Origin of the sequence: Campylobacter hominis ATCC BAA-381, assembly GCF_000017585.1 — a bacterium.
Lineage (GTDB): Bacteria > Campylobacterota > Campylobacteria > Campylobacterales > Campylobacteraceae > Campylobacter_B > Campylobacter_B hominis.
In genome coordinates, this window is the sequence record NC_009714.1 from 1,264,603 (window position 1) to 1,288,957 (window position 24,355).

Genomic DNA, 24,355 nt, shown 5'->3' on the forward strand with positions numbered 1-24,355 from the left:
AAATGAAAAAAATCATAATTTTTATTTTTTTACTGACTTCAAGCATTTTTGCAAAAGAAGAGCTTTTACTTGATAGTGCAAATACGTTTAACATAGTTATGCAAGGAAAAAGCGTTTCAAATATCGTGCAAAATGCAAAAGCGATTTTAATTTTTCCAAGTGCCAAAAAAGTAGGCTTCATAATAGGCGGAATGTTTGGCGAAGGCGTCGCGGTAGTCGGTTCGCAAGTAATGAAAGCGGACATATCGAATGCAAGTCTTGGATTCCAAATAGGATATGAAGACAGCTATTTAGTCGTTTTTATAATGAGTGATAAACTTTTAAACGATATACAAAATTCAAAAATAACATTAGGAGGCGATGTAACTGCCACAGCTCTTAATGCAACCGCAAATTTAGGCACTTTAAACGCATTTAGCGATGATATCTACGTTTTTACAAATAAAAGCGGTGTATTTGTAGGAGCAAGTCTTGGTGGCGTAGTTTTAGAAATAGACGGTTCTGAAATTTACTCACAAAGTTCATACGGTTACACAAATCTTATAGAAGCTGTAGAAAAGGCTAAATAGTGCAGGAGATGCTTACAAATTTAGCCACTTACGGCTATTTGATACTATTTTTTTATTCTTTGGGCGGCGGAATGATTGCACTTATTGCCGCAGGAATTTTAAGCGGCGGCGGCTCTATGAATATCTGGTTATCGATTTTAATTGCATTCGGTGCAAATTTTCTAGGAGACAGCGCACTTTTTTATCTGACAAGATTTAACAAAAAGGAAATTTTGCCGTATTTAAGAAAACAGCGCCGAAATTTAGCACTTTCTCAAGTTTTATTTAAAAAATACGGAAGCATAATAATTTTATTTAAAAAATATATTTACGGATTTAAAACGCTGGTTCCAATGGCGATTGCACTTACTAAATTTTCATTTATGAAATTTTCAATTTTAAATTTTATAAGTTCGGCTATTTGGGCTATTTCTGTAGGACTTGCAAGTTTTTATGCCGGAAATTTGATAATAAAATTTTATGAAAATAATCCAAAATGGCTGCTTCCTTTGTTTTTAATAATTTTAATTTTAGCAATTTATTTTTATTTCAAAAAAGCGACAAAAAAGCAAAATTAAAAATTTTTAAAGCTGTTTAAATCTAAAATTTCATAAGCACCGAAAACTTTTTCAGCTTTATCTGAAATTTTTGCCTGTTCTATCCAAAAAATATTGCTTTATTTTTTTGTAATCTTCATCTTTAATTAGTTTTACTGTTTAAATGAAGTAAAATCTATGGCGAAATCATTATAATAATGACTGAAATAAAAATAAACATCATAATTTTGAAAATCAAATGTAAAATGTTCTCTATCATTTGAAATTTTTGTTGCTAAGTATTCTATAATTCTAATTATAAACTCGTTTATTTGTGGAATTTAATGAATTGTTAAAATTTTTATTTTGCATTATTTTGTAAATTTGATTGATTATTAAATTTTGAGTTATTTTGTAAATCTGCATTTTGATTATTTATAGTTTTATTGCCGCTTAAAGTTTGAGAATTTAAATTCTCTTTAAAATTTCTATTTCTTTGTTTTTGTTTATGATGCTTATCTAATGCCACTTTTATTTTTTATACTTTTCGTCATATTATATTTATTGTCTTTATAATTTTTAAATTTTTATTTTTGATAATTTATCATTTTTGAGTCAAAATTTCATCAAAAATTTCATTCATTTTAGGATTATACAAAATATCATTATGTCCGGCCATCACTTCGAAAACTCGCGCATTCGGTGCAATTTTTGCAAGTCTTAAAGCATTTACAGGTGGAATCAGCGTATCAAATTCAGCATATATTATGTCTATTTTAAATGATTTTGCGCAACAATTTTTTTGCAAATATTCATTGGTTTTTATATCATATCGCACTAAAAAAGACGGCACAAAAGGAAGCTTTTGAACCGCTAATTCACGTAGCGAAAAATAAGGCGCTATAAGTATAGTATGAACTTTCATTTGTGTGCCTATATTTGCTGCTATACCGCTGCCTATAGAATACCCTATGATAATAAAATTGTTTTTTTGATATTTTGAAGTCATATCCGTTTGACTAGTTGAATCTAAATTTCGCTTTACAAAATCATTTTTCATAAACTCAAAAATTTTCCCGGCGTCGTTAAAAAGTTCATAAGAATTATAAATTCGTCCGCCGCTTTTCCCAAAACCTCTATAATCATAAACATAAAAATCAAATCCGTGTTTCAAAAATATATTGCGAAAATGCGCGAAATCGCCTAAATTTCCGGCATTTCCATGCAAAAACAGCACAGCTCCTTTCGGATTCTCAGCACGAAACGCGATTAAATTTAATGAAACACTTTTTTGATTAAAAATTTCGTCACCGACATAAATAAAAAATTCATCAAATTTATCATTAAAATTCCAAGCAAAATTTTGCTCCAGCGATTTTGGAAAGAAAATCAACCGTTCCTGACATATCCATAATAAAATTAAAACCAAAGTGTAAGTTAACATAAAAATTGTAAAAAATCTTTTAATTAAACGCATTTTTATTCCAAATTAAAAAATATAAAATTTTTTATTTATCTTAGAAATTTTTACACAAAATACCAAATAAATCAGACTGAAAGAAATAAATTTTAAGGCGCAATTTTGAGCGCCTTAAAATTTTATAATCTGCCGGAAAAACGACGTTTGCGAAATGCAAGAATACTTAAAACGATAATCGTAAGACCGATCACCCATATAGAAGTAGGCACCGGAACTTTTTCACCGCTTGCATAACTATGCATTCCGGTTAGATAAAAATTCACCCCGAAATATGTCATGATCACGCTTGAATAAGCAAAAGCGGAAGCGATAGCAAAAGCGATTTGAGAATTGAGTCTAGGAATAAATCTAAAATGTAAAACCGCTGCATAAACCAAAATTGTAATTAATGCCCAAGTCTCTTTCGGATCCCAACCCCAATATCGTCCCCAGCTTTCATTCGCCCAAACGCCGCCAAGAAAATTTCCTACAGTTAATAAACTAAGCCCGAAAATCATAGACATTTCATTTATATGCGTAGCTTCGTTTATGGCATTTATAATTTGATCGTTCGGTTTCTTGCTTTGAATTATAAAAAGCAGCAACGTAAAAATTCCAAGCAGCCAACAAAGTCCCAAAAATCCGTAACTTGCAGTGATTACCGATACATGGATTGTAAGCCAATAAGATTTAAGAACCGGCATAATTGTGCCGACTTGCGGATCCATCATACTAAGGTGCGCTACAAACAGCGTAATTCCTGCTAAAATAGAAGTTAAAGCAAGAGATAGAGCTGAAGTTTTTGAAAAAATAATTCCGCTCAGGCTTAGTGCCCACGCTATATATACAAGAGATTCGTAGGCGTTACTCCAAGGCGCATGTCCTGAAATATACCATCTAATCGCAAGCCCTATCGTATGGATAATAAAAGCCAAAATATTTACGGTATAAACAGCTTCAAAAGCTTTTGAAATTTGAAGTCCCGGTTTCATCAGACGCGTAAAAACAAGCGCGAGCAAAATAAGTCCGGTAATTAAATAAACAGGCATCAAACGCTCAAAAATTTTGGCTTTGTTGAAAAACAGTTCGAAATTGACGACATTTTTTGACGGCATAACATCTGCGCCGACTTTTTGCTGATACTCTTTTAATTTTTCAAGCGCCAAATCAGCTTTTTTCCAATCACCGTCTTTCTCAGCCATTAAGACACTAGTAAAATATCCACTTAACACTTTACTTACGTGCTCGCTTTCATTTTTATCAAAATATATCATAGCTTTTACAGGAGAAAACCATTCATTGTTTTCACCCTTTTGTTTCGGTATGAAACGAAACATTTCAGTCATTAAAATATTATAAAAAATATTTAATCTTTCATCGACTTTCAATATCTCTTTATCAAGTTGAGAACGATTTCCAGGTGGCCTTCGGTTGATTTCTTCGCTTAATTTTTGAAGCTTGTATTCTCTATTTTCATTATAAAAATCACCGATTTTTGCATATTTACGCGATTTATCCATACCAAGAATTTTTTTAAGTTCATCATTATCTACTTTGATGACTTCAGCTTGTTCCCAGTATTCAGGATGTATCATCATCGATAGCATCGTAGCGTTTGGTGACATTCCGTCAACAAAACTGTCACTTCTGTGAATTTTATTCAGCAAGTCTCTTGCCGCCGTATCGAACGGCTCCATTCTACCGTCAAATCCCTGTACGATAAGAGAACCTAAATTTTTAGCGTGATTTTCATCGATTTTTGGAAGTTCTGAACTTATTGCATTTGTGGCGAATAAAGCGCAAAAAATCAATGCAAAAGATGAAATTTTGGCATTATTTATAAGGCGAGACAATTTGGTAAAGCGTGAATTAGGATTGAAAAAATTTAAAAACATACCAAGACAAAGCAAAATATATCCAAGATATGTAGGCATTTTTCCAGGATCTCTATTTACTGAAAGTATGGTTCCCATCTCATCCATATCGTATGAATTTTGAAAAAATCTGTATCCTGCGTAATCAAGCACGTGATTCATAAAAATTTCATAATCAAAATTTTCATTTTCTGAAATAACCGAAATTTCACTACTGTAACCGCTTGGAGAATTTGATCCGGGATATCTGTCAAGTTTAAAATCTTTAAGTTTTAAATAAAACGGCAAATGAAAAAGTTTCGGTGCCCATGCAAGCTCGAAATTCTTTCCGCCTACACTGAAATTTCGCGGATTTTCACCAAAAAGCATATACACTTCCTTATCTTCTCCATTATAGTTTAGATTTGCGATTATTACATTATTTCCGCCATTTTTTTGATTTACCTCTTTTATACCTTTCACAGCGGAACTCAAAAGCGAAACTGCTGAAAAATTCAAACCTTCATAATTATAAAAGCTAAGTTCGCCCATTTCCACATCGATATTTAAAGGAAGTAACGTTTTACTAGAATCACTCATTTTTACAGCATAAATTTGTTGATTTGTTTTAAGATAAAATTTTCCGTCTTTTAAAATTATACTTATAAACTTGGATTGTTTAGGTGCTTCATTAAAAGTAAAACTTACATCGCCGATTTCAACTGAATCGTTATTTTTAAATGCTATCGTACGACGATTTTTACCATCACTGAATAAAATTTCCGCGCGTGGAGTTCCACCCTCTTTATTTACATAACTTTCAATTCCGTTTAATATAAATTTTTTATAACTTAAAGTTGCGGTTTTGCCATCAATTTCAAGCTTCATATCAAATTTATTTTTACCTTTTGTAGATACGTATTGATTTAAATCCGTAGAAATTTTATCGCCTTTTTCATTTGTGCTAATCAGCTGCATATAAACTTCACGGCTTGAAACGACATTACTTTGCTCGTTTTCTCTTATATGCATAGAACCTTCAAATCCAAAATATCTGGTAATAACGGCGCCCAGTAAAATAAAAATAAAGCCGAAATGAAATAAAAAAGACGGCAGTTTTTTTGCTCTTGCCATATTGTAGCGATATAGATTATAAGCTAAGTTTATGCCTAAAATTACCATTATAAGTCCAAACCAACTTGTACCATATACATAAGCCCATGCGGTATCCGTGTTGAAAACTGTTTCAATAATCGTAGCAAGCGCACATGCAAAAGCAAAAACTATAAACATGACACAGGCAAAACCTATGCTGAAAAAATTTTTAAAAAATTGATTCATATATTACCTCTAACTTTAACCGGCATAAACAGAAATTCATAAATACGCCATTTGTTGTCTATATTTTTTAATACAATAACTTTGTCGAATTTTTGATTTTGTTCCAAATAATTTGAAGTGAGTTTTACGACGGCTTGATCTTTGCTGCTGAGATTTTCCAAAAATTCATAACTAAGCTCTATTACGTCATCATTTCCTTTATAATCATAATCAATGTACATCATATCTTTTCCGCCGTTTAAATTTTTATATTTACGAAAATAATCCACATTATTGTTGGGAGCCAAAAGCTTTTCAGCTTCATCAATATTGCCACTTTCGCATAAAAGTATAAAATTCTGGATTACGGAAATCGGATCTTTTTCATCAATTTTATTGCCGCAGCCATGCATAAAAAGTACCACTAAAAGTGTTACGAGCAAACGTTTCATCAAAAATTCCTTTAAAATTTTAATTTTTAAAAATTCTACAATATAAAGTTAAATCTTTTTTAAAATTTTTATCTATAAAGTTTTAAATTTCTAAAAACAAACATTTTAAACTGAAATTTAAGAATATTATTAATTAAAACTTTAATTTTTGATAAGTAAATTAAGTTTAAATTAAAAAGAAAACGTAATAAAATCGTTTTATATAAAATTTTTGTAAAATCCAAAACTGCAAGGAGGATTTGGTGAAACGCGAAATTTTAAAGACTATAGCCTGTATCGGGGCTTTAGCTTTAAGCATAAACGCTTTAGCTGATGAGCCTAAATATACAAGCGACGGCTTGGATGATAAATGTTTGTGCCATGGCACACTCTGACGAAGCATTACTTGCTACAGGATTTATATTTGCGGTGCATTTTTTCAATACTCACTTTAGAGCGGATCGTTTCCCGATGGATATGGCTATATTCTCAGGAAATTTAAAAGAAGAAGAGATAAAAAATGACAAAATGCGCTGGTATAAGAGACTGAAAGAAAGCGGTAAATTGGAAAAACTCATAGTAAAAGACAATTTTGAATCATGGAGTTGGCTGGCAAAACTCATAGGATTCCTGCTTTTATTTACAGGTTTAATATTCTTATTTCTAATTATTTACGCATTTGCTCAAATGCTATTTTAATAAATTTCGGTGGTTAAATGCCACCGAAATTTTAAAATTTATCTAAAATTTATACATTTTTTGATAGAATTGCAAGTTTTAATCATTTTAGCTCCGTAAATCTTTGAAAAAAGTGCTAAATGATCTACCAAAATTTTAAAGGATTGCTGATGTATGCAATTATCAAACATAGCGGCAAACAATACAAAGTTAGCGAAGGGGATTTGCTAAATTTGGATCATTTTGCAGCTGAGAAAAAATCAATTGTCGAAATTACCGATGTTTTAGCGATAAATGACGGCAGTTTGAAGGTAGGTGCACCATTCGTAGAGGGTGCAAAAGTTGTCTTGGAAGTCGTAAATGAAGGTAAAGATAAAAAAGTCGTTATCTTTAAAAAACGCAGACGCAAAGATTCAAAACAAAAACGCGGTTTTAGAAGACAATATACACGCGTTAAAGTTACAAGCATTGTTGCGTAAGGAGAGAAAAAATGGCACATAAAAAAGGTCAAGGTTCAACCCAAAATAACCGTGATAGTATCGGAAGAAGACTTGGTGTTAAAAAATTTGGAGGCGAATTCGTTAGAGCCGGAAATATAATCATTCGCCAAAGAGGAACTGCAACTCACGCAGGAAACAATGTAGGAATAGGAACAGATCATACAATTTTCGCACTAATTGACGGCGTAGTAAAATTTGAGCGATTTGATAAGACTCGCAAACAAGTTTCCGTTTATCCACTTTCATAATTTTCGGCGAATTTTTCGCCGAAAATTCATTAAATTTTTATAAAATTTCATTATTTCCATTAAAATTATAGTTTTTTTAAAAAGTAATCAAAAAATTGTGATATAATACAATTCTTTTTTTACAGTGAATTTTTAGCAAAAGTGCCAAAAATTCACCTAAAATTTTGGAGGTTACCATGACATCTGATGAAAATTTGCAAAGATTAAAAAACATCTCGGAACGAATAGAAAATATTTACAAACTTTGCGATTTTAGCGGAAATATAATTGCAGCTGTCGAAGACAAAGCATTTAGCGAGCCTGCTATATTGATGCACATTCAAATTTGCAAAGAAAATTTTGAAAAAATAATTTATAGCGGCGATGATATTTCGGTGATTTTTTCAAAACAGACACTACGATCTTTTAAAGCAATAAAAAGCTTATTAAACGGTGATTTCGGTGATATAAATTCAGCGCTTTTAGAAAGTATCGTTAGAAATAATTTGCCAAAAATAAAAGAAAATATAGACGAATATTTTTTAGGAATATACAAACAATGAGAAAATTAACAATTTTTATTTTTGTTTTAACATTTTTCAGCGGCTGCTTTTTTGATTTTTCAAACGATATAAGCTCAATAGATTCGGCAAATAACATAAAAGCGGAAATTATAAATTATAAAAGAAATTCAAAAATTAGTTACAACTATATTTTTAATGATATTTCAAGCGGTAAAATTTATCAAGCACATTCAAACAGATATTATTTTAACAGTGGCGATAGAGTATATATTACAATTAGAAACGGGCAAATTTTAAATATGATTTTAATCTCGCGCAAAATTTCGCCTTTACAAAAACAAAGTTTTAAAAGCGAAAAAATCATAAGAAAAAGTTTGCATAAGAATAATCAAATTTCAGTTCCACAAAGTGAAAATATCTCATTTTAGAGGAATTTTAAGCTTTAAAAAAGCAAAATTTTAATAAAATCAAATTTTTAAACTTCAAGACTAACTTTCTTTTTTTAAATTTTAAGAGGTAAAATGGAAACAAAAAAACAACATACAAGAACGCATATACCGGTAGATGGTTATAAAATTGAAGAACTTCGTATCCTTGATTTAGATGATTTAATTACAATCGCAACAAGTGTCGGCATCGAAAATCCGCGTGAATTTCGCCGCCAAGAATTAGTATTTGAAATTTTAAGAGCGCAAACTAAACAAGGCGGTTTTATACTTTTTACAGGAATTTTGGAAATATCACAGGAAGGTTACGGTTTTTTAAGAGGAATAGATTCGAATTTCAGCGATAGTATAAATGATGCTTATGTAAGTCTATCTCAAATAAGAAAATTTGCACTTCGCGTAGGAGATATAGTAACAGGACAAGTACGTGAACCAAAGGATCAAGAAAAATATTACGCGCTTTTAAAAATTGAAGCTATAAATTACAAATCAATAGCAGAATCACGTGAACGACCATTATTTGATAATTTAACACCTATTTTCCCAATCCAAAAATTAAAACTTGAGTACGAATCAACAAAATTAACAGGTAGAGTTTTGGATCTTTTTACTCCTATCGGCAAAGGTCAAAGAGGTCTAATCGTGGCTCCTCCAAGAAGCGGAAAAACTGAAATAATGAAAGAACTTGCTCACGGTATTGCACAAAATCATCCTGAAGTGCAACTTTTAGTACTTTTAGTAGATGAGCGTCCGGAAGAAGTAACAGATATGGAACGCTCCGTAAAAGGCGAAGTTTTCAGCTCTACTTTTGATCAACCGGCATTTAATCATGTAAGAGTTGCGGAATTGGTAATAGAAAAGGCAAAACGTTCAGTTGAAATGGGTAAAGATGTAATAATTTTACTAGATAGCATTACACGGCTTGCACGCGCCTACAATGCTGTAACTCCAAGCAGCGGAAAAGTTTTAAGCGGTGGAGTTGATGCGAATGCTCTTCACAAACCGAAAAGATTTTTCGGAGCCGCCAGAAATATAGAAAACGGTGGAAGTCTAACGATAGTAGCTACAGCGCTGATAGATACCGGCTCTCGCATGGATGATGTGATTTTTGAAGAATTTAAAGGCACCGGAAATAGCGAAATAGTACTTGATAGAAGTATTTCGGATCGTCGCATTTATCCGGCTGTAAATATATTAAAATCCGGAACCAGAAAAGAAGAACTTTTGCAAAATCCTCTTGATTTGCAAAAAATTTGGGCTATAAGATCGGTAATTTCAACTATGGACGATATAGAAGCTTTGAAATTTTTATATTCAAAGATGTTAAAGACAAAAGATAACAAAGAACTTTTAGCTGTAATCAACGACTAAAAAAATTAAAACAATAATTTTTAAAATTTTTAACCGTTTTTTTTAAATAACAAATTTTAATAGAATTTAAATAGTATTATAAGGCGCAGTTTTAAATTCAGCGCCTTATTCTTAAAAATAATTTTTTATTTCAAACCGTATTTTGCTAGCATTGAATCTATTTTACCGCTTTGTTTAAGATTATCTATTGCGCTGTTTATTTTGTTTAATAAATCAGACCTTGTTCCTTTTTTAACAATCATACCTTGTTGCATAGCAGAAGCCGTATCTATATAAAAAATTTCAAGTTTAGAGTCCATTCCAAAACTTTTAAGTGTATCCATAGCCATTTTATCGCTTGAAGAGGCAAAATCATATCCGTTTCCAAGAACAGCAGGAGCATTTATCGATTCGATTATACAAGCATCTATCCTGCCTGTTTTAACTGAAATCAACAAATTTGCCAAACTTGCATTTATAATAACTTTTGCATCAGGTATGCTTCTGGCAACTTTCTCTTGCTTACTGCCGGCAGTTAGCACGCCTATTTTTTTACCTTTTAAATCACTTGGACCGACTAAATTTTTATTTGTCGCTTCTGTGACATAAATATCGGCAGTGCGATTATAAGGTATAGAAAAATCAAACCTTTCCTGTCTTTCCGGAGTAATATCTATAGCACCGCAGCCTACGTCAATATGACCGCTTTCAACTTCATTAAAAATATCATCAAAAATCATCGGTACAAATTCAATTGTAATACCTGTTTGCGATGCAATTTCTTTTAGTAAATCGACTTCAAATCCCGCCATTACACCATTATTCAAATAACTAAACGGCGGATACTCTTTATCCATACCTACTTTCACGGTTTCGGCAAACAAACTAACACACAAAAGTGCAAATGCCAAAAATAGTTTTTTCATCATATCTCCTTTAAGAATAATGTTTTATGGAATTATACAATATTAGCCCGATAAATACAATTTTATTAAAATTAAAAAATTTTAGTGTCTTATACTTTAACTAACTTTTCAATTTATAAATAGTATAATTGAAATTATCATTTAAATTTCACACTAGGGGTATTTATGAGTAACTACACCAAAAAAAGATATGCTTTTTTCACTTTTATGAGTGTTTTTATATTTATTATTCCGTGGATTAGAATCAACGGAAACCATCTATTTTTGCTCAGTTTTGACAAAAAAGAATTAAATTTATTTTTTACTTCTTTTTCTACGCAAGAGCTTTATTTGATGCCGTTTGTTTTAATTTTTTTCTTTTTACTTATATTCTTTGTTACAACTCTAGGTGGAAGAATTTGGTGCGGTTGGGCGTGTCCACAAACTATTTTCCGCGTGGTTTATAGAGATCTTATACAAACCAAAATTTTCAGAATTCGCCAAAGTACCGCAAATAAACAAAAAAAGCCGCAACACGGTATAAAAAATCTATTTGCGATTATATTTTTTGCAATTTTAGTCCTGATAGGCACTTCAAATTTACTTTGGTTTTTTGTACCGCCTGAGGATTTTTTCGTATATTTGCAAAACCCGGCTGAACACAAACTTTTATTTGGTATTGTAATTGGATTTGCTGCATTTTTTATATTTGATACTGTATATTTGGGTGAAAAATTTTGTATATATGTTTGCCCTTATGCAAGAATTCAAAGCGTAATGTTCGATAATGATACCGTCCAAGTTATTTATGACGAAAAACGCGGTGGCAAAATTTACGATCCGGCTACAAAAGTAATGATTGCAAATAAACCTGAAAACGGCGAATGTATAGGTTGCGAAGCCTGTGTTCGCATATGTCCTACACACATTGATATCAGAAAAGGTATGCAACTTGAATGTATAAACTGCTTGGAATGTAGCGATGCCTGCTCGAAAGTAATGGGAAAACTCGGCAAAAAATCTTTAATCAATTGGACCAGTGAAAATGCGATAACAAGCGGAAACAAAATCAACTTTTTTAGATTTAGAACGATAGGCTATATAGTTGTTTTATCCGTCGTGCTTGGACTTTTACTATTTATAAGTACGAAAAAAGAGCATATGCTTTTAAATATAAACCGCACAACAGAGCTTTACAATATAAATTTTGATAACGGAAACCCTATAATTGCAAATGATTATACTTTTATGTTTGAAAATACGGATAGAAAAGATCATAAATACTATTTCGAAATCGATAATCCGGATATAAAAATCGTAAGACCGGCTAAAGAAGTAAAATTTAAAGCCGGAACAAAAAGAAAGATTATCGTGAGATTAGTGGCTACAAAGCAACTGGTAAACGATGAGCGAAAAGATACTATCATACCGATTGTTATAAAAGCTTTTGCGGTTGATGATAAAGAAAATATCAATATCGAACGAAAAACAATTTTTGCTTATCCTAAAAATACCGTCATTGAAGAAGCTAAGAAAAAAGATAACGGATTTTAGTAATTCAAAAATGAAAGCCGGATATAAATTTCGGCTTTCATAAAAATTTATTTTAATACAATTAAAATTTTATAATTTCAAAAAAAATAATTCATCTAATTCTAAAATATTTTTAATTTTCACATTTTAAAATTTTATCTGTTAAAATAGCTTTAATGTTAAAAATTTTTAAATTACCGCAATAAAATTATTTGATTAATTTTTTATAATTTTAATCATAAAATCATCTAAAAATCTAATATCCTAAATTTTCATCAACTAAAATAATCAAAATTCTATTGTCTGCGTCACTTTCAATGATACTGTATTTTCTTGCTATAGTTTTGGTTGTATATTTTCCTGTTTTTCCGAAACTTTCAGCTTTTTTATTTAGACGCTCGATATTTTTCGGTATCGCAACTTCGTTTAATCGTTTAATCGCTTCGTCCAAGTTTTTAACGATTTTATTTTTACCTGCTATTATTACGACTTTTTTCGGTCCGTAATTTAACGCTGCCACGCGATTTCCGCTGCCGTCCACATTTACCAAAAAACCATCAAGCGTAACAGCATTTGTGCTGCAAAAATAAATATCCGCCAAAAGTCCATTTCTACGGCAATTTACATTTTCATCCATAGAAATTCCTTTTTCATATTGATTGCAGACATTCACGTCTTTTAAGCTCACGACATAATCCAAAAGCCCGATTTCTCGCACACTTTCGGATCCGCCAAGTCCGATTTTATCACCGCTTTTTATTAAGCTTTTTACTATTTTTAAAGCTTCATCAGCATTTGCGGCGCAAACCACTTCAAACCCGTTATTTTTTAAATTCCTGATTAAATCGCTCATTTTCACACCTTTTTTATATTAAAACCATTCGTTTGAAATTAATAATCAAAATTTGCCAAAAAAATTCCGTTTGGCAAAAATTATAATATAGCAAAACAAATATTTTTCAATTTATTAAGAATTCAGTATGTTTTTTATTAAAATATTTTAACTTTTTTCATAAATTTTATTTTATCTCATAAAAACTTAGTTTGATTTAATAGTATTGCTATATAATTATAAAATTAAAATAAAATTCATTTCAAAGGAAATTTTATGGAACAATTTATTTCTTTCGCAAACAAGAGAGAAACTAAATTTCAAAGTCGTTTTGTAATTGGTTCTTCAATAGTTTTAGCGCTTCTTTGCAGCTCATTAAATGCAATAGAAGCTGATTTCACCACGGATTATACTTTAAATTTAAGCGGTAGCTCTTTAGACGGCGATACTATTAAAGTAGGAACTCCTTCAAGTAAAAAATCATTTGAGCTTGATAAGATAACCGAAGCAAACGGGGTAGCGTATATGGCGGGTGCAAGTAAAAACAATGATATAACAGACTATACTTTAAATGCAAATATAAACAGTGTTGTTTATTTACAAGATACCGTCGTATCTTTAATAGGCGCTTTTTCCGAAAATGGAAATGTTTTTAAAAACAAAATAAATGTTACACAAACTCCTAAAACATATAAAAGATATCTTGATGTTTATGGCGGATATACTATGAGGGCAAACAAATCAGCCAACAAAAATATAGTAACAATTTTAAATTCCAATATAACAGGTGGAGTTCTTGGCGGATACTCAAAATTAGGTAGCGCAAATCTAAACAAAGTTATTATAAAAGCTTCATCAGTAGATAGAGATGTCGCAGGTGGAAATTCATCAATAGGCAACAGCAATTCAAATGAAGTCTATATAGAGCAAGGAACGGCAGTAGCCGGTGATGTATTTGGTGGAGGTCAGTATTACAATAAAGTTTTTATAAAATCGTCCTCAATAAACGGTGAAGTCTATGGTGGAGAAGTAGACAATGGTGACACTACAAAAAACAGTGTAACAATAAATTCATCAAACATAGTAAATAATATTTATGGCGGATATTCAAACAATGGCAATGCTTTTTTAAATACAGTAACAGTTGCATCATCAAATATAAATAGTATTGTAGGCGGAGCAAGTGAAAATGGTAATGCTATTAATAATACAGTAAATATCTCTCACACAGGCGGCAGAAATAAAACAAAACTTGGTAAATATTTTTTAGTTAAAGGCAAAATTTACGGTGGAAATTCCGATAAAGGAAAAATTTCAGGCAATACCTTAAACGTAAAAGGCAAAGATCTCATAGCCGGAAATATTGCAAATTTTGAAAATGCAAATTTCTATTTACCGAAAGATATAACGACAAATGATATTGTGCTTCAATTAACAAACGATGAAGATACTGTCTTAAACAATGTAAAAGTTATACCGAATGAAGAAGATGGCAAAGTAGTGATTAAAAACTTTCTTCCGAATAATAAAATTTATATCATTAAAAAAGCTCACATTGATAGTGAACTAAAAGCTACGGATAATGCAGAAGGAAAACTTATCATAAACGGTACGCAAGAGCTTACAAAAAACAAATACATTTCAGAATTAGGAGCAAGTGCGACTTATGATTTGAAATTACAAAATGACGGCAGCAATTTATTATTATTATCAGCAGAAGGAACAGTTGAACCAAGCAATCCAGGAACAGTTGAACCAAGTAATCCAGGCAAACCTATTGTGCCGAATATAAATGCAAAGATTAATCACGCTTTAATCCCAAATCTTGCTTCAACGGCAGTTGTAAATAAATCTGATAACGACATTATTAAAAATATCTCAAATATAAATGCCATAATAGATAATAATGTCAGCACAAATACCGACAATCTTATAAGTTTCGCTTATATAGAAGGCTATAAGAGCAATATTGATAAAAACGATATTGATATAGACGGAGTAAATGTTACAGCAGGAGTTGCAAGCAGAAGTGATAATATCTTAGGCGGAGTATTTTTAGAGTATGCTTACGGCGATTATGACGGAAAAGCAAATTCATATAAAAGTGACGGAGATATAAATGCTTATGCTTTAGGAGCGCTTGCAAGATTTGATTTACCTTACAATTTATTTATAGATTCTTATGCAAAGATAGGAAGATTAAATAATGATTACACATTAAAAGGATATGATAATCTAAATGTAGATAAAGATTCGACATTTTATTCTCTCGGAGTATTTTTAGGTCATAATGCTTATTTCGACAGCTTTAATTTAGAAAATAGAATCGGTTATGCTTATGCGAATGTCAATGGATATGATATAAACATAAACGGTGAAACACTGAAATTAAAAGACATTACTTCTCAAAGAATTAAATATAACGGCACTGCTTACTATCAAACAAATGAAAACACAAATGTTTATGCTACCGCTAAACTTGAATATGAGTTTGATAATGAAAGCGAACTTTACGCGCCTAATATCAATAAAAACATAAGCAGTAAAAATGACGGATTCAGTGCAGGTGGAGAAGTAGGAGCCATTTATGCCATAAATCCTTTATCTAACATCAGCTTCGGTCTTGGAGCAATGGGCGGTAAAGTAGATGAACTAAGCGCAAATCTTAAATTCGTGTATGAGTTTTAAAGAAAATTTAATCTCTACTAATATATTTTAATCTGATTACCGGTCATAAATAATCATGACCGGTAATCCAAAAAACAGAATTTTTAAAATAATTTATATAATTAACAAAGCCGCTATATAAAATACAACAATAAAAAATGACTTTAAAAACCGAACTGAAAAGAATACCAAAAACCGTTTTATCAATTTATTTTTATAAATTATCATAAATGAACATAAATATCTAAATTAAAATTTATTTGATTATTTTATTTGTTAATTTAAATTTGAAATTATTTTAACGGTTTTTTTCATTTTTAAATTCTTTTAAATGGAAGTTTTATTTTAAAATTTTATTGGAATTCTTAAAATAAATTACAAATTTATATAAATTTCTAAATTTCAAGCATAAAGAAAATTTTTGCTTGAAAATCTATAACACTGATTATAATACTATAAAATACTTTTATTATGCTCAAAATATTTATTTCAACTTGGAAATTTAAATTCTAAAACGGTAAAAAACTTATAAAATTTAATCTTTTAATTATTTCATAAAGATTTTTAAGTTTTATGTTGAAATTTCAAAGCAATAAAAGTAAATTTAATTTATTTTCTAATTATTTTCATATTTGTTTTTGAAATTTTGACGATTCTTGACGGTTTAGCTTCAAAAAATTTATCGTCTGCTATTACATCAGCCCTATTTTTGGCAAATTCCAAATCAAATCCCTTTTTATGGTCATTCGCACTGCTTGAATAGCACCATTTAATCTCATCTAAAAATTTTGCATATTCACCGTTTTGCACGACGCGAAACGATTTTTTATTCGGATAAATTATTGTAGTTTTTTTTGTGCGGCGAGCAAAATTTTTAAATTTCGCAGGAACCCGCACAAAATCTTTTAATACACTGAATTTTGAAAGCGTAATCAAACAAGGCGTATTGACAGGACGATTTTTAGCTTCGTTTATCTCTTTTAAATCCTTGCTTGCAAAGCCTGCTGTAGTATCCGTTTGAACTAAAATAATCAAAATAAACCCTTGAATTTTGCCTGATTATTTTTCTTTAAGATACTCTTGCAAAGATTTTACTTCGTAAGCTGAGCCGTCTTTCATAGCTTTTACAGAGTGAATAGCAGCAAGTGCCGCGCGTACTGTCGTAAAATACGGCAATTTAAAACGTAAAACGCTTTGGCGAATTTTAGCGGCATCGTTTGTATTTGATTTATTGTCACTTGTATTTATAACTAACGAAATTTCGCCGTTTTTCAACTTATCTTCGATATTTGGACGACCTTCACTGATTTTATATACAAACTCGCATTCAATGCCAGCATCTCTTAATGTTTTGCAAGTACCGCTTGTTGCCACAACTTTAAAGCCGATTTTAATTAGCTCGGTTGCAAGCTCGGCTGCACGAAGTTTATCATGAACCGCAAGAGAGACAAAAACGTTTCCGCTCGTTGGAAGCACATTGTTTGCAGCTATTTGACTTTTTGCAAAGCTTTTTGCGAAATTTTCGCTTATTCCCATAACTTCTCCCGTGCTTTTCATCTCAGGTCCTAAAATAAGATCCGCCCCTTGAAGTTTATTAAACGGAAAAATGCTCTCTTTTACGCAAATATGGTTTGAAACTCGCGGTTTTAAAATGCCTTTTTCTTCAAACAAAACGCCGAATTCATCATAAAATTTAAGCGCTTCTTTTAAATTTCCCTGCCACATAACGCGAGTCGCCACTTTCGCCATCGGAATTCCGGTCGCTTTACTTACATACGGAACAGTTCTGCTTGCGCGCGGATTTACTTCGATCATATAAAGTTCATTTTCAAAAATAGCAAATTGTATATTCATAAGCCCGATTACACCTAAACTAAGAGCAATCTCTTTTGTAACGGAATTTACATTATCAATCATCTCATCGCTCAAACTCATAGGCGGCAATATGCTTGCACTATCTCCCGAGTGAATGCCGGCCTCTTCGATATGCTCCATAATAGCACCTATATATACGTCTTTGCCGTCACTTATCGCATCAACGTCAAGTTCGGTAGCATCAATTAAAAATTTATCAAGCAGAACAGGAGAGTGGTAACTGACTTTTACAGCCTCATTCATATACTCTTTAAGTTCATTTTCATTATATACACGTCTCATAGCTCTGCCGCCAAGAACATAACTAGGGCGCACAAGCACCGGATAACCTATTTTCGCCGCTTTTTCAATAGCTTCAGCTTCGCTTATAGCGGTATCGTTTTTAGGCTGTTTTACACCTATATGCTTTATAAATTCGCTGAATTTCTTGCGATCCTCTGCGATATCGATTGTGCGCGCACTTGTGCCTATGATTTTAGCGCCCATCACATTTAAGCGTTTTGCGAATTTAAGTGGAGTTTGACCGCCAAAATGCACGATTACACCGTCAGGTTTTTCACGCTCTATTACACTTCTTAAATGTTCGAAATCAATCGGTTCGAAATACAAAATATCGCTGGTATCATAATCCGTGCTGACTGTTTCAGGATTACAGTTATACATTATCGTTGTAATTCCCATATCTTTTAGAGCATAACTTGCATGCACGCAGCAATAATCAAACTCTATTCCTTGCCCTACTCTATTTGGTCCGCCGCCTACTATAAGCACCTTTTTTTCGTTTTTTGTAGCAGACGCCGGCAAACCAGGCGTAATATTCGTGCTTGAATAAAGATATGGAGTGAGCGCTTTAAATTCGCCACCGCACGTATCAACTTCGTTATATTCAAGCGTGATGTTTTGACGAAGTCTTGCAAAATATATATCATTTTGAGTAAGCTCAAGATTATCTTTTTCATCTACAAGCTTTGCTATCATTTTATCTGAAAAACCGATAGTTTTAGCTTTTCGTAAAAGCTCGGCATTATTTATAATATCCATATCGATTTTAGATTCAAACTCTACTATCTCTTTTATTTGTTGTAAAAACCACGGATCGATTTTTGTGTATTCATAAATTTCATCTATACTGAAACCGTCGCGAAATGCTTGCGCGACATATAAAATTCTCTTTTCTTGCGGATTTCTAAGACCAAAAACAAGATCGTTTTCGCTTAAATTCAAGCAATTAAAACCGCATAAATTTTTTTCCAAACTGCAAAGCGCTTTTTGAATACTCTCCTTAAAACTGCGACCTATCGCCATAACTTCGCCGACGCTCTTCATTGAAGTGCCAAGATACGGATTTGATCCCGGAAATTTTTCAAATGTAAAACGCGGAATTTTTGTAACGATATAATCAATTACCGGTTCAAAACTTGCGGCTGTACCCGTGATGTCATTTTTAATCTCATCAAGACTGAAGCCGACTGCAAGCATAGTTGCCACTTTTGCAATCGGGTAACCGGTTGCTTTGCTGGCAAGCGCAGAACTTCTTGAAACGCGCGGATTCATTTCGATTACAGTCATTCTGCCGTTTTTTGGATTGATTGCAAATTGAACATTACTTCCGCCTGTATCAACGCCGATTTCTCGCAAAATTGCAAAAGAGGCGTCGCGCATTTTTTGATACTCTTTATCCGTTAATGTAAGAGCAGGCGCTACCGTGATACTATCTCCAGTGTGAACACCCATCGGATCGAGGTTTTCTATAGAACAGACAATTATACAGTTATCTTTATGATCCCTTATAACCTCCATTTCAAACTCTTTCCAACCAAGCAGACTCTCTTCAATTAAAATTTCATGTATCGGGCTGATTTCAATGCCATTTTGAGCAAGTTCTTTAAACTCATCGATATTGTAAGCCACACCGCTTCCTGCGCCGCCTAAAGTATAACTTGCTCTAATCATAACAGGAAAACCGATATCATTTGCCGCATTCATAGCTTCATCCATATTGTAAGCATATTCCGACTTCGGCAAATCCATACCGATTTTTAGCATCGCCTCTTTGAAAGCGACTCTATCTTCGCCTTTTTTTATTGCTTCCGGTTTTGCGCCAAGAAATTTTACATCGCCAAATTCACCGCTTTCAAATACTTCCATAGCGACATTTAACGCAACTTGTCCACCCATAGTAGGTAAAATCGCATCAATTTTTTCTTTTTTTATAATTTTTAAAATGCTCTCTTTTGTAATCGGCTCTATATAAGTAGCGTCCGCAAAATCAGGATCTGTCATAATAGTAGCCGGATTTGAATTGATTAATACAACTCTATAACCTAATTTTTTAAGTGTTTTTGCAGCTTGAGTGCCGCTGTAATCGAACTCACACGCTTGACCGATAATAATCGGACCCGAACCTATAAGTAAAATATTTTTTATATCTGTTCTTTTTGGCATTATCTTTCCTTTGTAATTACATATAAAAATGCCGGTATATTTTGATCGAAATACGGTTTTATTACGGCACTTTTATATAAATTTTCATCAATTATTTCATACACTTTTCCTACTTCAACCCCTGCAAAAAAAATCCCGTCAAGCCCGCTTGTAACGACTTCATCACCAACTTTTGGATTTAGCCATTGAGGAATAAATTTTATAATTAAACCATTTTCATTTCCAATGGCAATTCCAGGAATTCTGCTTTCACCTATCAAAACTGAAAAAGATGCACTCTTATCATTTTGTAAAATTGCAAGCGGCTTACCGTCTTTTGCAGTTAAAATTCCTGCAGTCTTGCCCTGAGAAATCAAACCGTAAATTTTGCTTTGATTAAAATCATCAAATTTTACCCAAAATTTATTGTAATCGCTGATATTTGCATAAGTTAATGTTTTTATGAGTTTAACTTTCGGTTCGTAGATGGATGAATTTTTATCAATTAAAATTTGATTTAACTCATTTGCAAAAGTGGAAAGTAAAACGGCTGATTTTTGAAGTTCTTTATTTTGTTCTCCAAGTCTTTTAATCTCTTCTATTTGATTAAAATGCATATTAAACTTATCTTGAACAAAATTTACACTTTTATAATATGAACTTATAATCCTGCCGGTTATTTCCACAACCTTTCCCCTAAAAATTGAACCGAAAACAATAGAAATGACTAATAATATTGCAATTATTAAAAGTCGTTTTCTAATCATTTGTAAGTTGTCTTATATAAGAAATCTCTTCCAAAGCTTTGCCTGTGCCTTTTGCAACCGCTAAAAGCGGTTCATCGGCAACAAACACAGGAAGCTTAACAAGTTCGCTTAAATATTTATCAAAACCGCGAATCAAAGCGCCACCGCCTGTTAGCACAATGCCGTTTTCTACAATATCCGCTGCAAGATCAGGCGGCATCCTTTCAAGCACAACTTTTAAAGCGTCGGAAATTTCTTTAAGCGGCTCGCGCATTGCTTCTCGCACATCTTCGCTGGTTAATTCTATTCGGCTTAAAAGTCCGCTTACTTGATCGCGTCCTTTTACAACAGTAACAAGTTCTTTTGGAAGTTGAACCGCAGTGCCGATTGCTATTTTTATCTCTTCACCGGTTCGCTCGCCTATTAGCAAATTGTATTTTTCTTTAACGTAATTTACAATGCTGCTGTCTATCTTATCGCCTGCTGTGCGAACCGATTTACTTATAACAAGTCCACCAAGAGATATCACACCGATTTCAGTCGTTCCGCCGCCGATATCTACTATCAGACTGCCTTTTGCCTCTTTTACAGGAAGTCCGGCTCCTATCGCAGCTGCCATTGGCTCTTCTATAAGATAAACTTCTCTGGCTCCGGCTAACATTGCACTTTCTTTTACGGCTTTACGTTCCACTTGTGTAAGGCCGTAAGGCACGGATATGATAATTCTAGGACTTAAGAAAAATTTTCTTTTATGTGTTTTTTCTATAAAATACCTTATCATTTTTTCTGTCATATCAAAATCTGCTATAACACCGTCTTTCATCGGACGGATAGCTTTTATATCGGAAGGCGTTTTTCCTACCATCTCTTTAGCTTCTCTGCCGACTGCTAAAATTTTTTGCTTACCGAATTGCTCTGTTTGCACCGCTACCACGCTCGGTTCATTTATTATAACCCCTTTATCTTTTACAAGTACAAGCGTATTTGCAGTACCTAAATCTATTCCCATATCACTTGAAAAAAGTCCCAAAATAGAATCTAACAACATTTTTTTCCTTTATTTTGTTTAACCAAAATCGGTTTGGCTGTTTTATTAACAACGTCTTTTGTGATTATCACATCGTATCCTGCAAGTTCAGGTAAATCAAACATTATATCTACCATTATATCTTCCATTATACTTCTAAGTCCCCTGGCTCCTGTTTTTCGCTCAATCGCCTTTTTAGCAACTTGGGCTATAGCGTCATCTTCAAATTTCAAATTTGCCCCGTCAATTGCAAAAAGTTTTTGATACTGTTTTAAAATAGCATTTTTAGGCTCTGTTAAAATTCTAATCATCGCATCTTCATCAATCTCATTTAAAGTAGCCACTACGTGAAGTCTTCCTATAAGCTCCGGAATTATTCCAAAATGCACTAAATCATCAGGCTCGACAAGATGAAGTAAATTTTGACTCTCTTTTTTAGAGCGTTTTTCCTGTCCGAAACCAAGAATATTTTCACCCATTCTACGATTTATAATTTCATTTAATCCGTCAAACGCCCCGCCGCAAACAAATAAAATATTTGTAGTATCAATTTGTATAAAATCCTGATTTGGATGTTTTCTGCCACCTTTTGGCGGAATATTTACAACGCTTCCCTCAATAATTTTAAGAAGTGCCTGTTGTACACCTTCGCCTGAAACATCACGAGTAATGGATCTATTTTCGCTCATTCTCGCGATTTTATCTATTTCATCTACAAAAACTATACCTTTTTCGGCTTTTTTTACATCGCCGCCGGCAGCCTGTAAAAGTCTTGTAAGTATATTTTCCACATCTTCGCCTACATATCCTGCCTCAGTAAGGCTTGTAGCATCGCAAATCGCAATCGGAACTTCCAAAAATTTAGCCAAAGTTTGAGCCATTAAAGTCTTGCCACTTCCTGTAGGTCCAATTAACAATATATTTGATTTTGAAAGCTCGGTATCATCATCAATCTCGTTTTGTTTAAAAATTCTTTTATAATGATTATAAACTCCTACACTAAAAGCTTTTTTAGCACGCTCCTGTCCTATCACATAACGATTTAACACTTCCATTAACTCTTGTGGAGTTATGCTTTTATAATCAACTTTTTCATTTTCGGTTAAATTTTTATTTTCTTCGCCGTCAAGCACACTGCCGGCTATTTTAACACACTCCTCACAAATAAACGCATCACCTTTTTCATTTGGAATAATTTTGCGACCATCCGAATCGGAATGTCCACAAAAACTACAAATTCTACTCATCAATTTCCTTTATTTAGCGGTATTCCGCGTTTGGTATTTAATATAAAATTACACATTTTTTTTACATTTTCATTTTTCGTATCGTTAAGTAAAATTTCGGCTTGTTCTTTTAAACTGCCGCCTCGATTAAATAAAAATTTATATGCTTTATTTATTATTTCAACCTCATCTCTATCAAAGCGACGCCTAATTCCTATTAAATTAAGTCCCCTTATATAAGCTCTGTTTCCCTCAGCCAGGCAAAACGGTACGATATCCTGATTCAATGCGCTTGCTCCTGCTATCATGCAGCTTTCGCCGATTTGCACGAATTGATGAACCGGAGTAAGTCCGCCAATAACAGCAAAATCACCCATTTGCACGTGTCCTGCAAGAGTCGCGTTGTTTGCTAAAATTATATTATTTCCCAAAATACAATCGTGCGCTACGTGGCAATACGCCATCATAAAAAGATTGTCTCCTATGCGCGTAAAACCGTCGCCCTTATGAGATCCGCTTGAAATCGTGCAAAACTCATGAATCGTTGCATTTTTACCGATTATTAAACCTGTTTTTTCATCATCTGTAAAACTCATATCTTGTGGAATTTCTCCGACAATCGCGTAAGAAAAAACTTTGGAATTTTCACCTATTACAGTATCACCGATAATCCTGGCACCTTGTTTTATCACACAATTTGCGCCTATTTTTGCATCTCGACCTACAAATGCGTAAGCCTCAACTACTACATTTTCACCTAAAACCGCGCCGTCTTCTACAATTGCAGTTGAATGAATTTTCATTATTTATCCATTATCATAGCCTGAAGTTCAGCTTCGGCTGCTACTTTATCATCTACCAGCGCCTCGCCTTTCAAAACCCAAATTCTGCCGCGATGTTTTAATACATTAAGTCTGTATTCCAAGCGATCTCCGGGTCTTATCGGTTGGCGAAATTTCGCTTTATCGATTGTCATGAAATATACGACTTTATTTGACAAATCTTCATCAGTTGTGCTTTTAAAAGCAAGCACGCCACCTGCTTGCGCCATTCCTTCAATTATCATAACTCCCGGATAAATCGGATGACCTGGAAAGTGCCCTTGAAAAATTTGTTCATTAAATGTAACATTCTTGTATGCTTTTATGCTTATTCCGGGTTGCAAATCAATTACACGATCTATTAATAAAAATGGAAAACGGTGTGGTAAAATTTCTAAAATTTCATTTATATCAATCATTTTTTTCC

The 24,355-nt window shown here is 32.7% G+C and carries 24 protein-coding genes; 11 read left to right on the top strand and 13 right to left on the bottom strand.

Going from position 1 to position 24,355, the window contains the following annotated elements; translation table 11 throughout:
* Window positions 1-2: 2 nt before the first annotated feature.
* Window positions 3-569 carry a lipid-binding SYLF domain-containing protein gene (locus tag CHAB381_RS06230; RefSeq protein ID WP_012109182.1) on the top strand — a complete coding sequence of 189 codons (567 nt, stop codon included), beginning with the start codon at window positions 3-5 and terminating at the stop codon, window positions 567-569.
* Window positions 569-1,126, top strand: coding sequence for a DedA family protein (locus tag CHAB381_RS06235; protein ID WP_012109184.1), 558 nt, complete (start codon window positions 569-571; stop codon window positions 1,124-1,126). The genes CHAB381_RS06230 and CHAB381_RS06235 overlap by 1 nt, the downstream gene beginning before the upstream one ends.
* Window positions 1,127-1,445: 319 nt before the next feature.
* Here CHAB381_RS06235 and CHAB381_RS08750 read toward each other — a convergent pair whose 3' ends face one another.
* The 4 genes from CHAB381_RS08750 to CHAB381_RS06250 all read right to left on the bottom strand — a co-directional run bounded on the left by CHAB381_RS08750 (window position 1,446) and on the right by CHAB381_RS06250 (window position 6,168).
* Window positions 1,446-1,613: a hypothetical protein gene (locus CHAB381_RS08750; protein ID WP_156769788.1), complete on the bottom strand. Its 168-nt coding sequence runs from the start codon at window positions 1,611-1,613 to the stop codon at window positions 1,446-1,448.
* 75 nt (window positions 1,614-1,688) lie between these two features.
* Window positions 1,689-2,561, bottom strand: a complete 873-nt coding sequence (locus tag CHAB381_RS08525) for an alpha/beta hydrolase (RefSeq protein WP_083755258.1) — start codon at window positions 2,559-2,561, stop codon at window positions 1,689-1,691.
* Window positions 2,562-2,683: 122 nt separating this feature from the next.
* Window positions 2,684-5,737 (bottom strand): cytochrome c biogenesis protein, encoded by a 3,054-nt coding sequence (ccsA, locus tag CHAB381_RS06245; protein WP_012109187.1) that lies wholly within the window; start codon window positions 5,735-5,737, stop codon window positions 2,684-2,686.
* The gene (locus CHAB381_RS06250) at window positions 5,734-6,168 is read right to left on the bottom strand and encodes a DUF4878 domain-containing protein (protein ID WP_012109188.1); all 435 of its coding nucleotides are present in this window, start codon (window positions 6,166-6,168) and stop codon (window positions 5,734-5,736) included. The genes ccsA and CHAB381_RS06250 overlap by 4 nt, the downstream gene beginning before the upstream one ends.
* A gap of 242 nt (window positions 6,169-6,410) precedes the next feature.
* Between CHAB381_RS06250 and CHAB381_RS09135 the strand changes: the two genes are divergently transcribed.
* The 7 genes from CHAB381_RS09135 to rho all read left to right on the top strand — a co-directional run bounded on the left by CHAB381_RS09135 (window position 6,411) and on the right by rho (window position 9,893).
* Window positions 6,411-6,542, top strand: coding sequence for a hypothetical protein (locus tag CHAB381_RS09135; protein WP_012109189.1), 132 nt, complete (start codon window positions 6,411-6,413; stop codon window positions 6,540-6,542).
* Window positions 6,511-6,846 (top strand): hypothetical protein, encoded by a 336-nt coding sequence (locus CHAB381_RS06255; protein ID WP_143297192.1) that lies wholly within the window; start codon window positions 6,511-6,513, stop codon window positions 6,844-6,846. Before CHAB381_RS09135 ends, CHAB381_RS06255 begins: the two co-directional genes overlap by 32 nt.
* A 149-nt stretch (window positions 6,847-6,995) precedes the next feature.
* The gene (gene rplU / locus CHAB381_RS06260) at window positions 6,996-7,304 is read left to right on the top strand and encodes a 50S ribosomal protein L21 (protein ID WP_012109192.1); all 309 of its coding nucleotides are present in this window, start codon (window positions 6,996-6,998) and stop codon (window positions 7,302-7,304) included.
* 11 nt (window positions 7,305-7,315) lie between these two features.
* Window positions 7,316-7,573 (top strand): 50S ribosomal protein L27, encoded by a 258-nt coding sequence (gene rpmA, locus CHAB381_RS06265; RefSeq protein WP_012109193.1) that lies wholly within the window; start codon window positions 7,316-7,318, stop codon window positions 7,571-7,573.
* Window positions 7,574-7,749: 176 nt separating this feature from the next.
* The gene (locus CHAB381_RS06270; protein ID WP_012109194.1) at window positions 7,750-8,115 is read left to right on the top strand and encodes a hypothetical protein; all 366 of its coding nucleotides are present in this window, start codon (window positions 7,750-7,752) and stop codon (window positions 8,113-8,115) included.
* A complete protein-coding gene (locus CHAB381_RS06275; protein WP_012109195.1) occupies window positions 8,112-8,504 on the top strand; it encodes a hypothetical protein in 393 nt (130 codons plus the stop codon). Before CHAB381_RS06270 ends, CHAB381_RS06275 begins: the two co-directional genes overlap by 4 nt.
* 93 nt (window positions 8,505-8,597) lie before the next feature.
* Window positions 8,598-9,893 carry a transcription termination factor Rho gene (gene rho / locus CHAB381_RS06280; RefSeq protein WP_012109196.1) on the top strand — a complete coding sequence of 432 codons (1,296 nt, stop codon included), beginning with the start codon at window positions 8,598-8,600 and terminating at the stop codon, window positions 9,891-9,893.
* Between the two features lie 125 nt (window positions 9,894-10,018).
* Here rho and CHAB381_RS06285 read toward each other — a convergent pair whose 3' ends face one another.
* Window positions 10,019-10,798 (bottom strand): ABC transporter substrate-binding protein, encoded by a 780-nt coding sequence (locus CHAB381_RS06285; RefSeq protein WP_012109197.1) that lies wholly within the window; start codon window positions 10,796-10,798, stop codon window positions 10,019-10,021.
* A 165-nt stretch (window positions 10,799-10,963) separates the two neighbouring features.
* Here CHAB381_RS06285 and ccoG point away from each other — a divergent pair, with 165 nt between their 5' ends.
* A complete protein-coding gene (gene ccoG, locus CHAB381_RS06290; protein ID WP_012109198.1) occupies window positions 10,964-12,331 on the top strand; it encodes a cytochrome c oxidase accessory protein CcoG in 1,368 nt (455 codons plus the stop codon).
* Window positions 12,332-12,566: 235 nt separating this feature from the next.
* Here ccoG and CHAB381_RS06295 read toward each other — a convergent pair whose 3' ends face one another.
* On the bottom strand, window positions 12,567-13,163 hold the full coding sequence (locus CHAB381_RS06295; protein WP_041570510.1) for a lactate utilization protein: 597 nt from the start codon (window positions 13,161-13,163) through the stop codon (window positions 12,567-12,569).
* A gap of 255 nt (window positions 13,164-13,418) precedes the next feature.
* Between CHAB381_RS06295 and CHAB381_RS06300 the strand changes: the two genes are divergently transcribed.
* A complete protein-coding gene (locus CHAB381_RS06300) occupies window positions 13,419-15,830 on the top strand; it encodes an autotransporter outer membrane beta-barrel domain-containing protein (protein ID WP_012109200.1) in 2,412 nt (803 codons plus the stop codon).
* A 588-nt stretch (window positions 15,831-16,418) separates the two neighbouring features.
* On the opposite strand, the gene CHAB381_RS06305 is transcribed toward CHAB381_RS06300, so the two are convergent.
* Genes CHAB381_RS06305 through fabZ form a run of 7 tightly spaced genes read right to left on the bottom strand, consistent with a single transcriptional unit; the run spans window position 16,419 to window position 24,347 of the window.
* On the bottom strand, window positions 16,419-16,844 hold the full coding sequence (locus CHAB381_RS06305) for a hypothetical protein (RefSeq protein WP_012109201.1): 426 nt from the start codon (window positions 16,842-16,844) through the stop codon (window positions 16,419-16,421).
* 24 nt (window positions 16,845-16,868) lie between these two features.
* The gene (gene carB, locus CHAB381_RS06310; protein WP_012109202.1) at window positions 16,869-20,129 is read right to left on the bottom strand and encodes a carbamoyl-phosphate synthase large subunit; all 3,261 of its coding nucleotides are present in this window, start codon (window positions 20,127-20,129) and stop codon (window positions 16,869-16,871) included.
* Entirely contained in the window at window positions 20,129-20,875 is a 747-nt protein-coding gene (gene mreC, locus CHAB381_RS06315; RefSeq protein WP_012109203.1) for a rod shape-determining protein MreC, read from the bottom strand. Before mreC ends, carB begins: the two co-directional genes overlap by 1 nt.
* On the bottom strand, window positions 20,868-21,902 hold the full coding sequence (locus CHAB381_RS06320) for a rod shape-determining protein (protein ID WP_041570511.1): 1,035 nt from the start codon (window positions 21,900-21,902) through the stop codon (window positions 20,868-20,870). Before CHAB381_RS06320 ends, mreC begins: the two co-directional genes overlap by 8 nt.
* A complete protein-coding gene (gene clpX / locus CHAB381_RS06325; RefSeq protein ID WP_012109205.1) occupies window positions 21,893-23,128 on the bottom strand; it encodes an ATP-dependent Clp protease ATP-binding subunit ClpX in 1,236 nt (411 codons plus the stop codon). Before clpX ends, CHAB381_RS06320 begins: the two co-directional genes overlap by 10 nt.
* On the bottom strand, window positions 23,128-23,913 hold the full coding sequence (lpxA, locus tag CHAB381_RS06330; protein WP_172462817.1) for an acyl-ACP--UDP-N-acetylglucosamine O-acyltransferase: 786 nt from the start codon (window positions 23,911-23,913) through the stop codon (window positions 23,128-23,130). The genes clpX and lpxA overlap by 1 nt, the downstream gene beginning before the upstream one ends.
* On the bottom strand, window positions 23,910-24,347 hold the full coding sequence (fabZ, locus tag CHAB381_RS06335) for a 3-hydroxyacyl-ACP dehydratase FabZ (RefSeq protein WP_012109207.1): 438 nt from the start codon (window positions 24,345-24,347) through the stop codon (window positions 23,910-23,912). Before fabZ ends, lpxA begins: the two co-directional genes overlap by 4 nt.
* Window positions 24,348-24,355: the final 8 nt, after the last annotated feature.

Coding starts and splice junctions, on each gene's coding strand:
- CHAB381_RS06230 (WP_012109182.1), top strand. CDS start 3: ATGAAAAAAATCATAATTTTTATTTTTTTACTGACTTCAAGCATTTTT.
- CHAB381_RS08525 (WP_083755258.1), bottom strand. CDS start 2,561: ATGCGTTTAATTAAAAGATTTTTTACAATTTTTATGTTAACTTACACT.
- ccsA (WP_012109187.1), bottom strand. CDS start 5,737: ATGAATCAATTTTTTAAAAATTTTTTCAGCATAGGTTTTGCCTGTGTC.
- CHAB381_RS06250 (WP_012109188.1), bottom strand. CDS start 6,168: ATGAAACGTTTGCTCGTAACACTTTTAGTGGTACTTTTTATGCATGGC.
- CHAB381_RS06255 (WP_143297192.1), top strand. CDS start 6,511: ATGATAAATGTTTGTGCCATGGCACACTCTGACGAAGCATTACTTGCT.
- rplU (WP_012109192.1), top strand. CDS start 6,996: ATGTATGCAATTATCAAACATAGCGGCAAACAATACAAAGTTAGCGAA.
- rpmA (WP_012109193.1), top strand. CDS start 7,316: ATGGCACATAAAAAAGGTCAAGGTTCAACCCAAAATAACCGTGATAGT.
- CHAB381_RS06270 (WP_012109194.1), top strand. CDS start 7,750: ATGACATCTGATGAAAATTTGCAAAGATTAAAAAACATCTCGGAACGA.
- CHAB381_RS06275 (WP_012109195.1), top strand. CDS start 8,112: ATGAGAAAATTAACAATTTTTATTTTTGTTTTAACATTTTTCAGCGGC.
- rho (WP_012109196.1), top strand. CDS start 8,598: ATGGAAACAAAAAAACAACATACAAGAACGCATATACCGGTAGATGGT.
- CHAB381_RS06285 (WP_012109197.1), bottom strand. CDS start 10,798: ATGAAAAAACTATTTTTGGCATTTGCACTTTTGTGTGTTAGTTTGTTT.
- ccoG (WP_012109198.1), top strand. CDS start 10,964: ATGAGTAACTACACCAAAAAAAGATATGCTTTTTTCACTTTTATGAGT.
- CHAB381_RS06295 (WP_041570510.1), bottom strand. CDS start 13,163: ATGAGCGATTTAATCAGGAATTTAAAAAATAACGGGTTTGAAGTGGTT.
- CHAB381_RS06300 (WP_012109200.1), top strand. CDS start 13,419: ATGGAACAATTTATTTCTTTCGCAAACAAGAGAGAAACTAAATTTCAA.
- carB (WP_012109202.1), bottom strand. CDS start 20,129: ATGCCAAAAAGAACAGATATAAAAAATATTTTACTTATAGGTTCGGGT.
- mreC (WP_012109203.1), bottom strand. CDS start 20,875: ATGATTAGAAAACGACTTTTAATAATTGCAATATTATTAGTCATTTCT.
- CHAB381_RS06320 (WP_041570511.1), bottom strand. CDS start 21,902: ATGTTGTTAGATTCTATTTTGGGACTTTTTTCAAGTGATATGGGAATA.
- clpX (WP_012109205.1), bottom strand. CDS start 23,128: ATGAGTAGAATTTGTAGTTTTTGTGGACATTCCGATTCGGATGGTCGC.
- fabZ (WP_012109207.1), bottom strand. CDS start 24,347: ATGATTGATATAAATGAAATTTTAGAAATTTTACCACACCGTTTTCCA.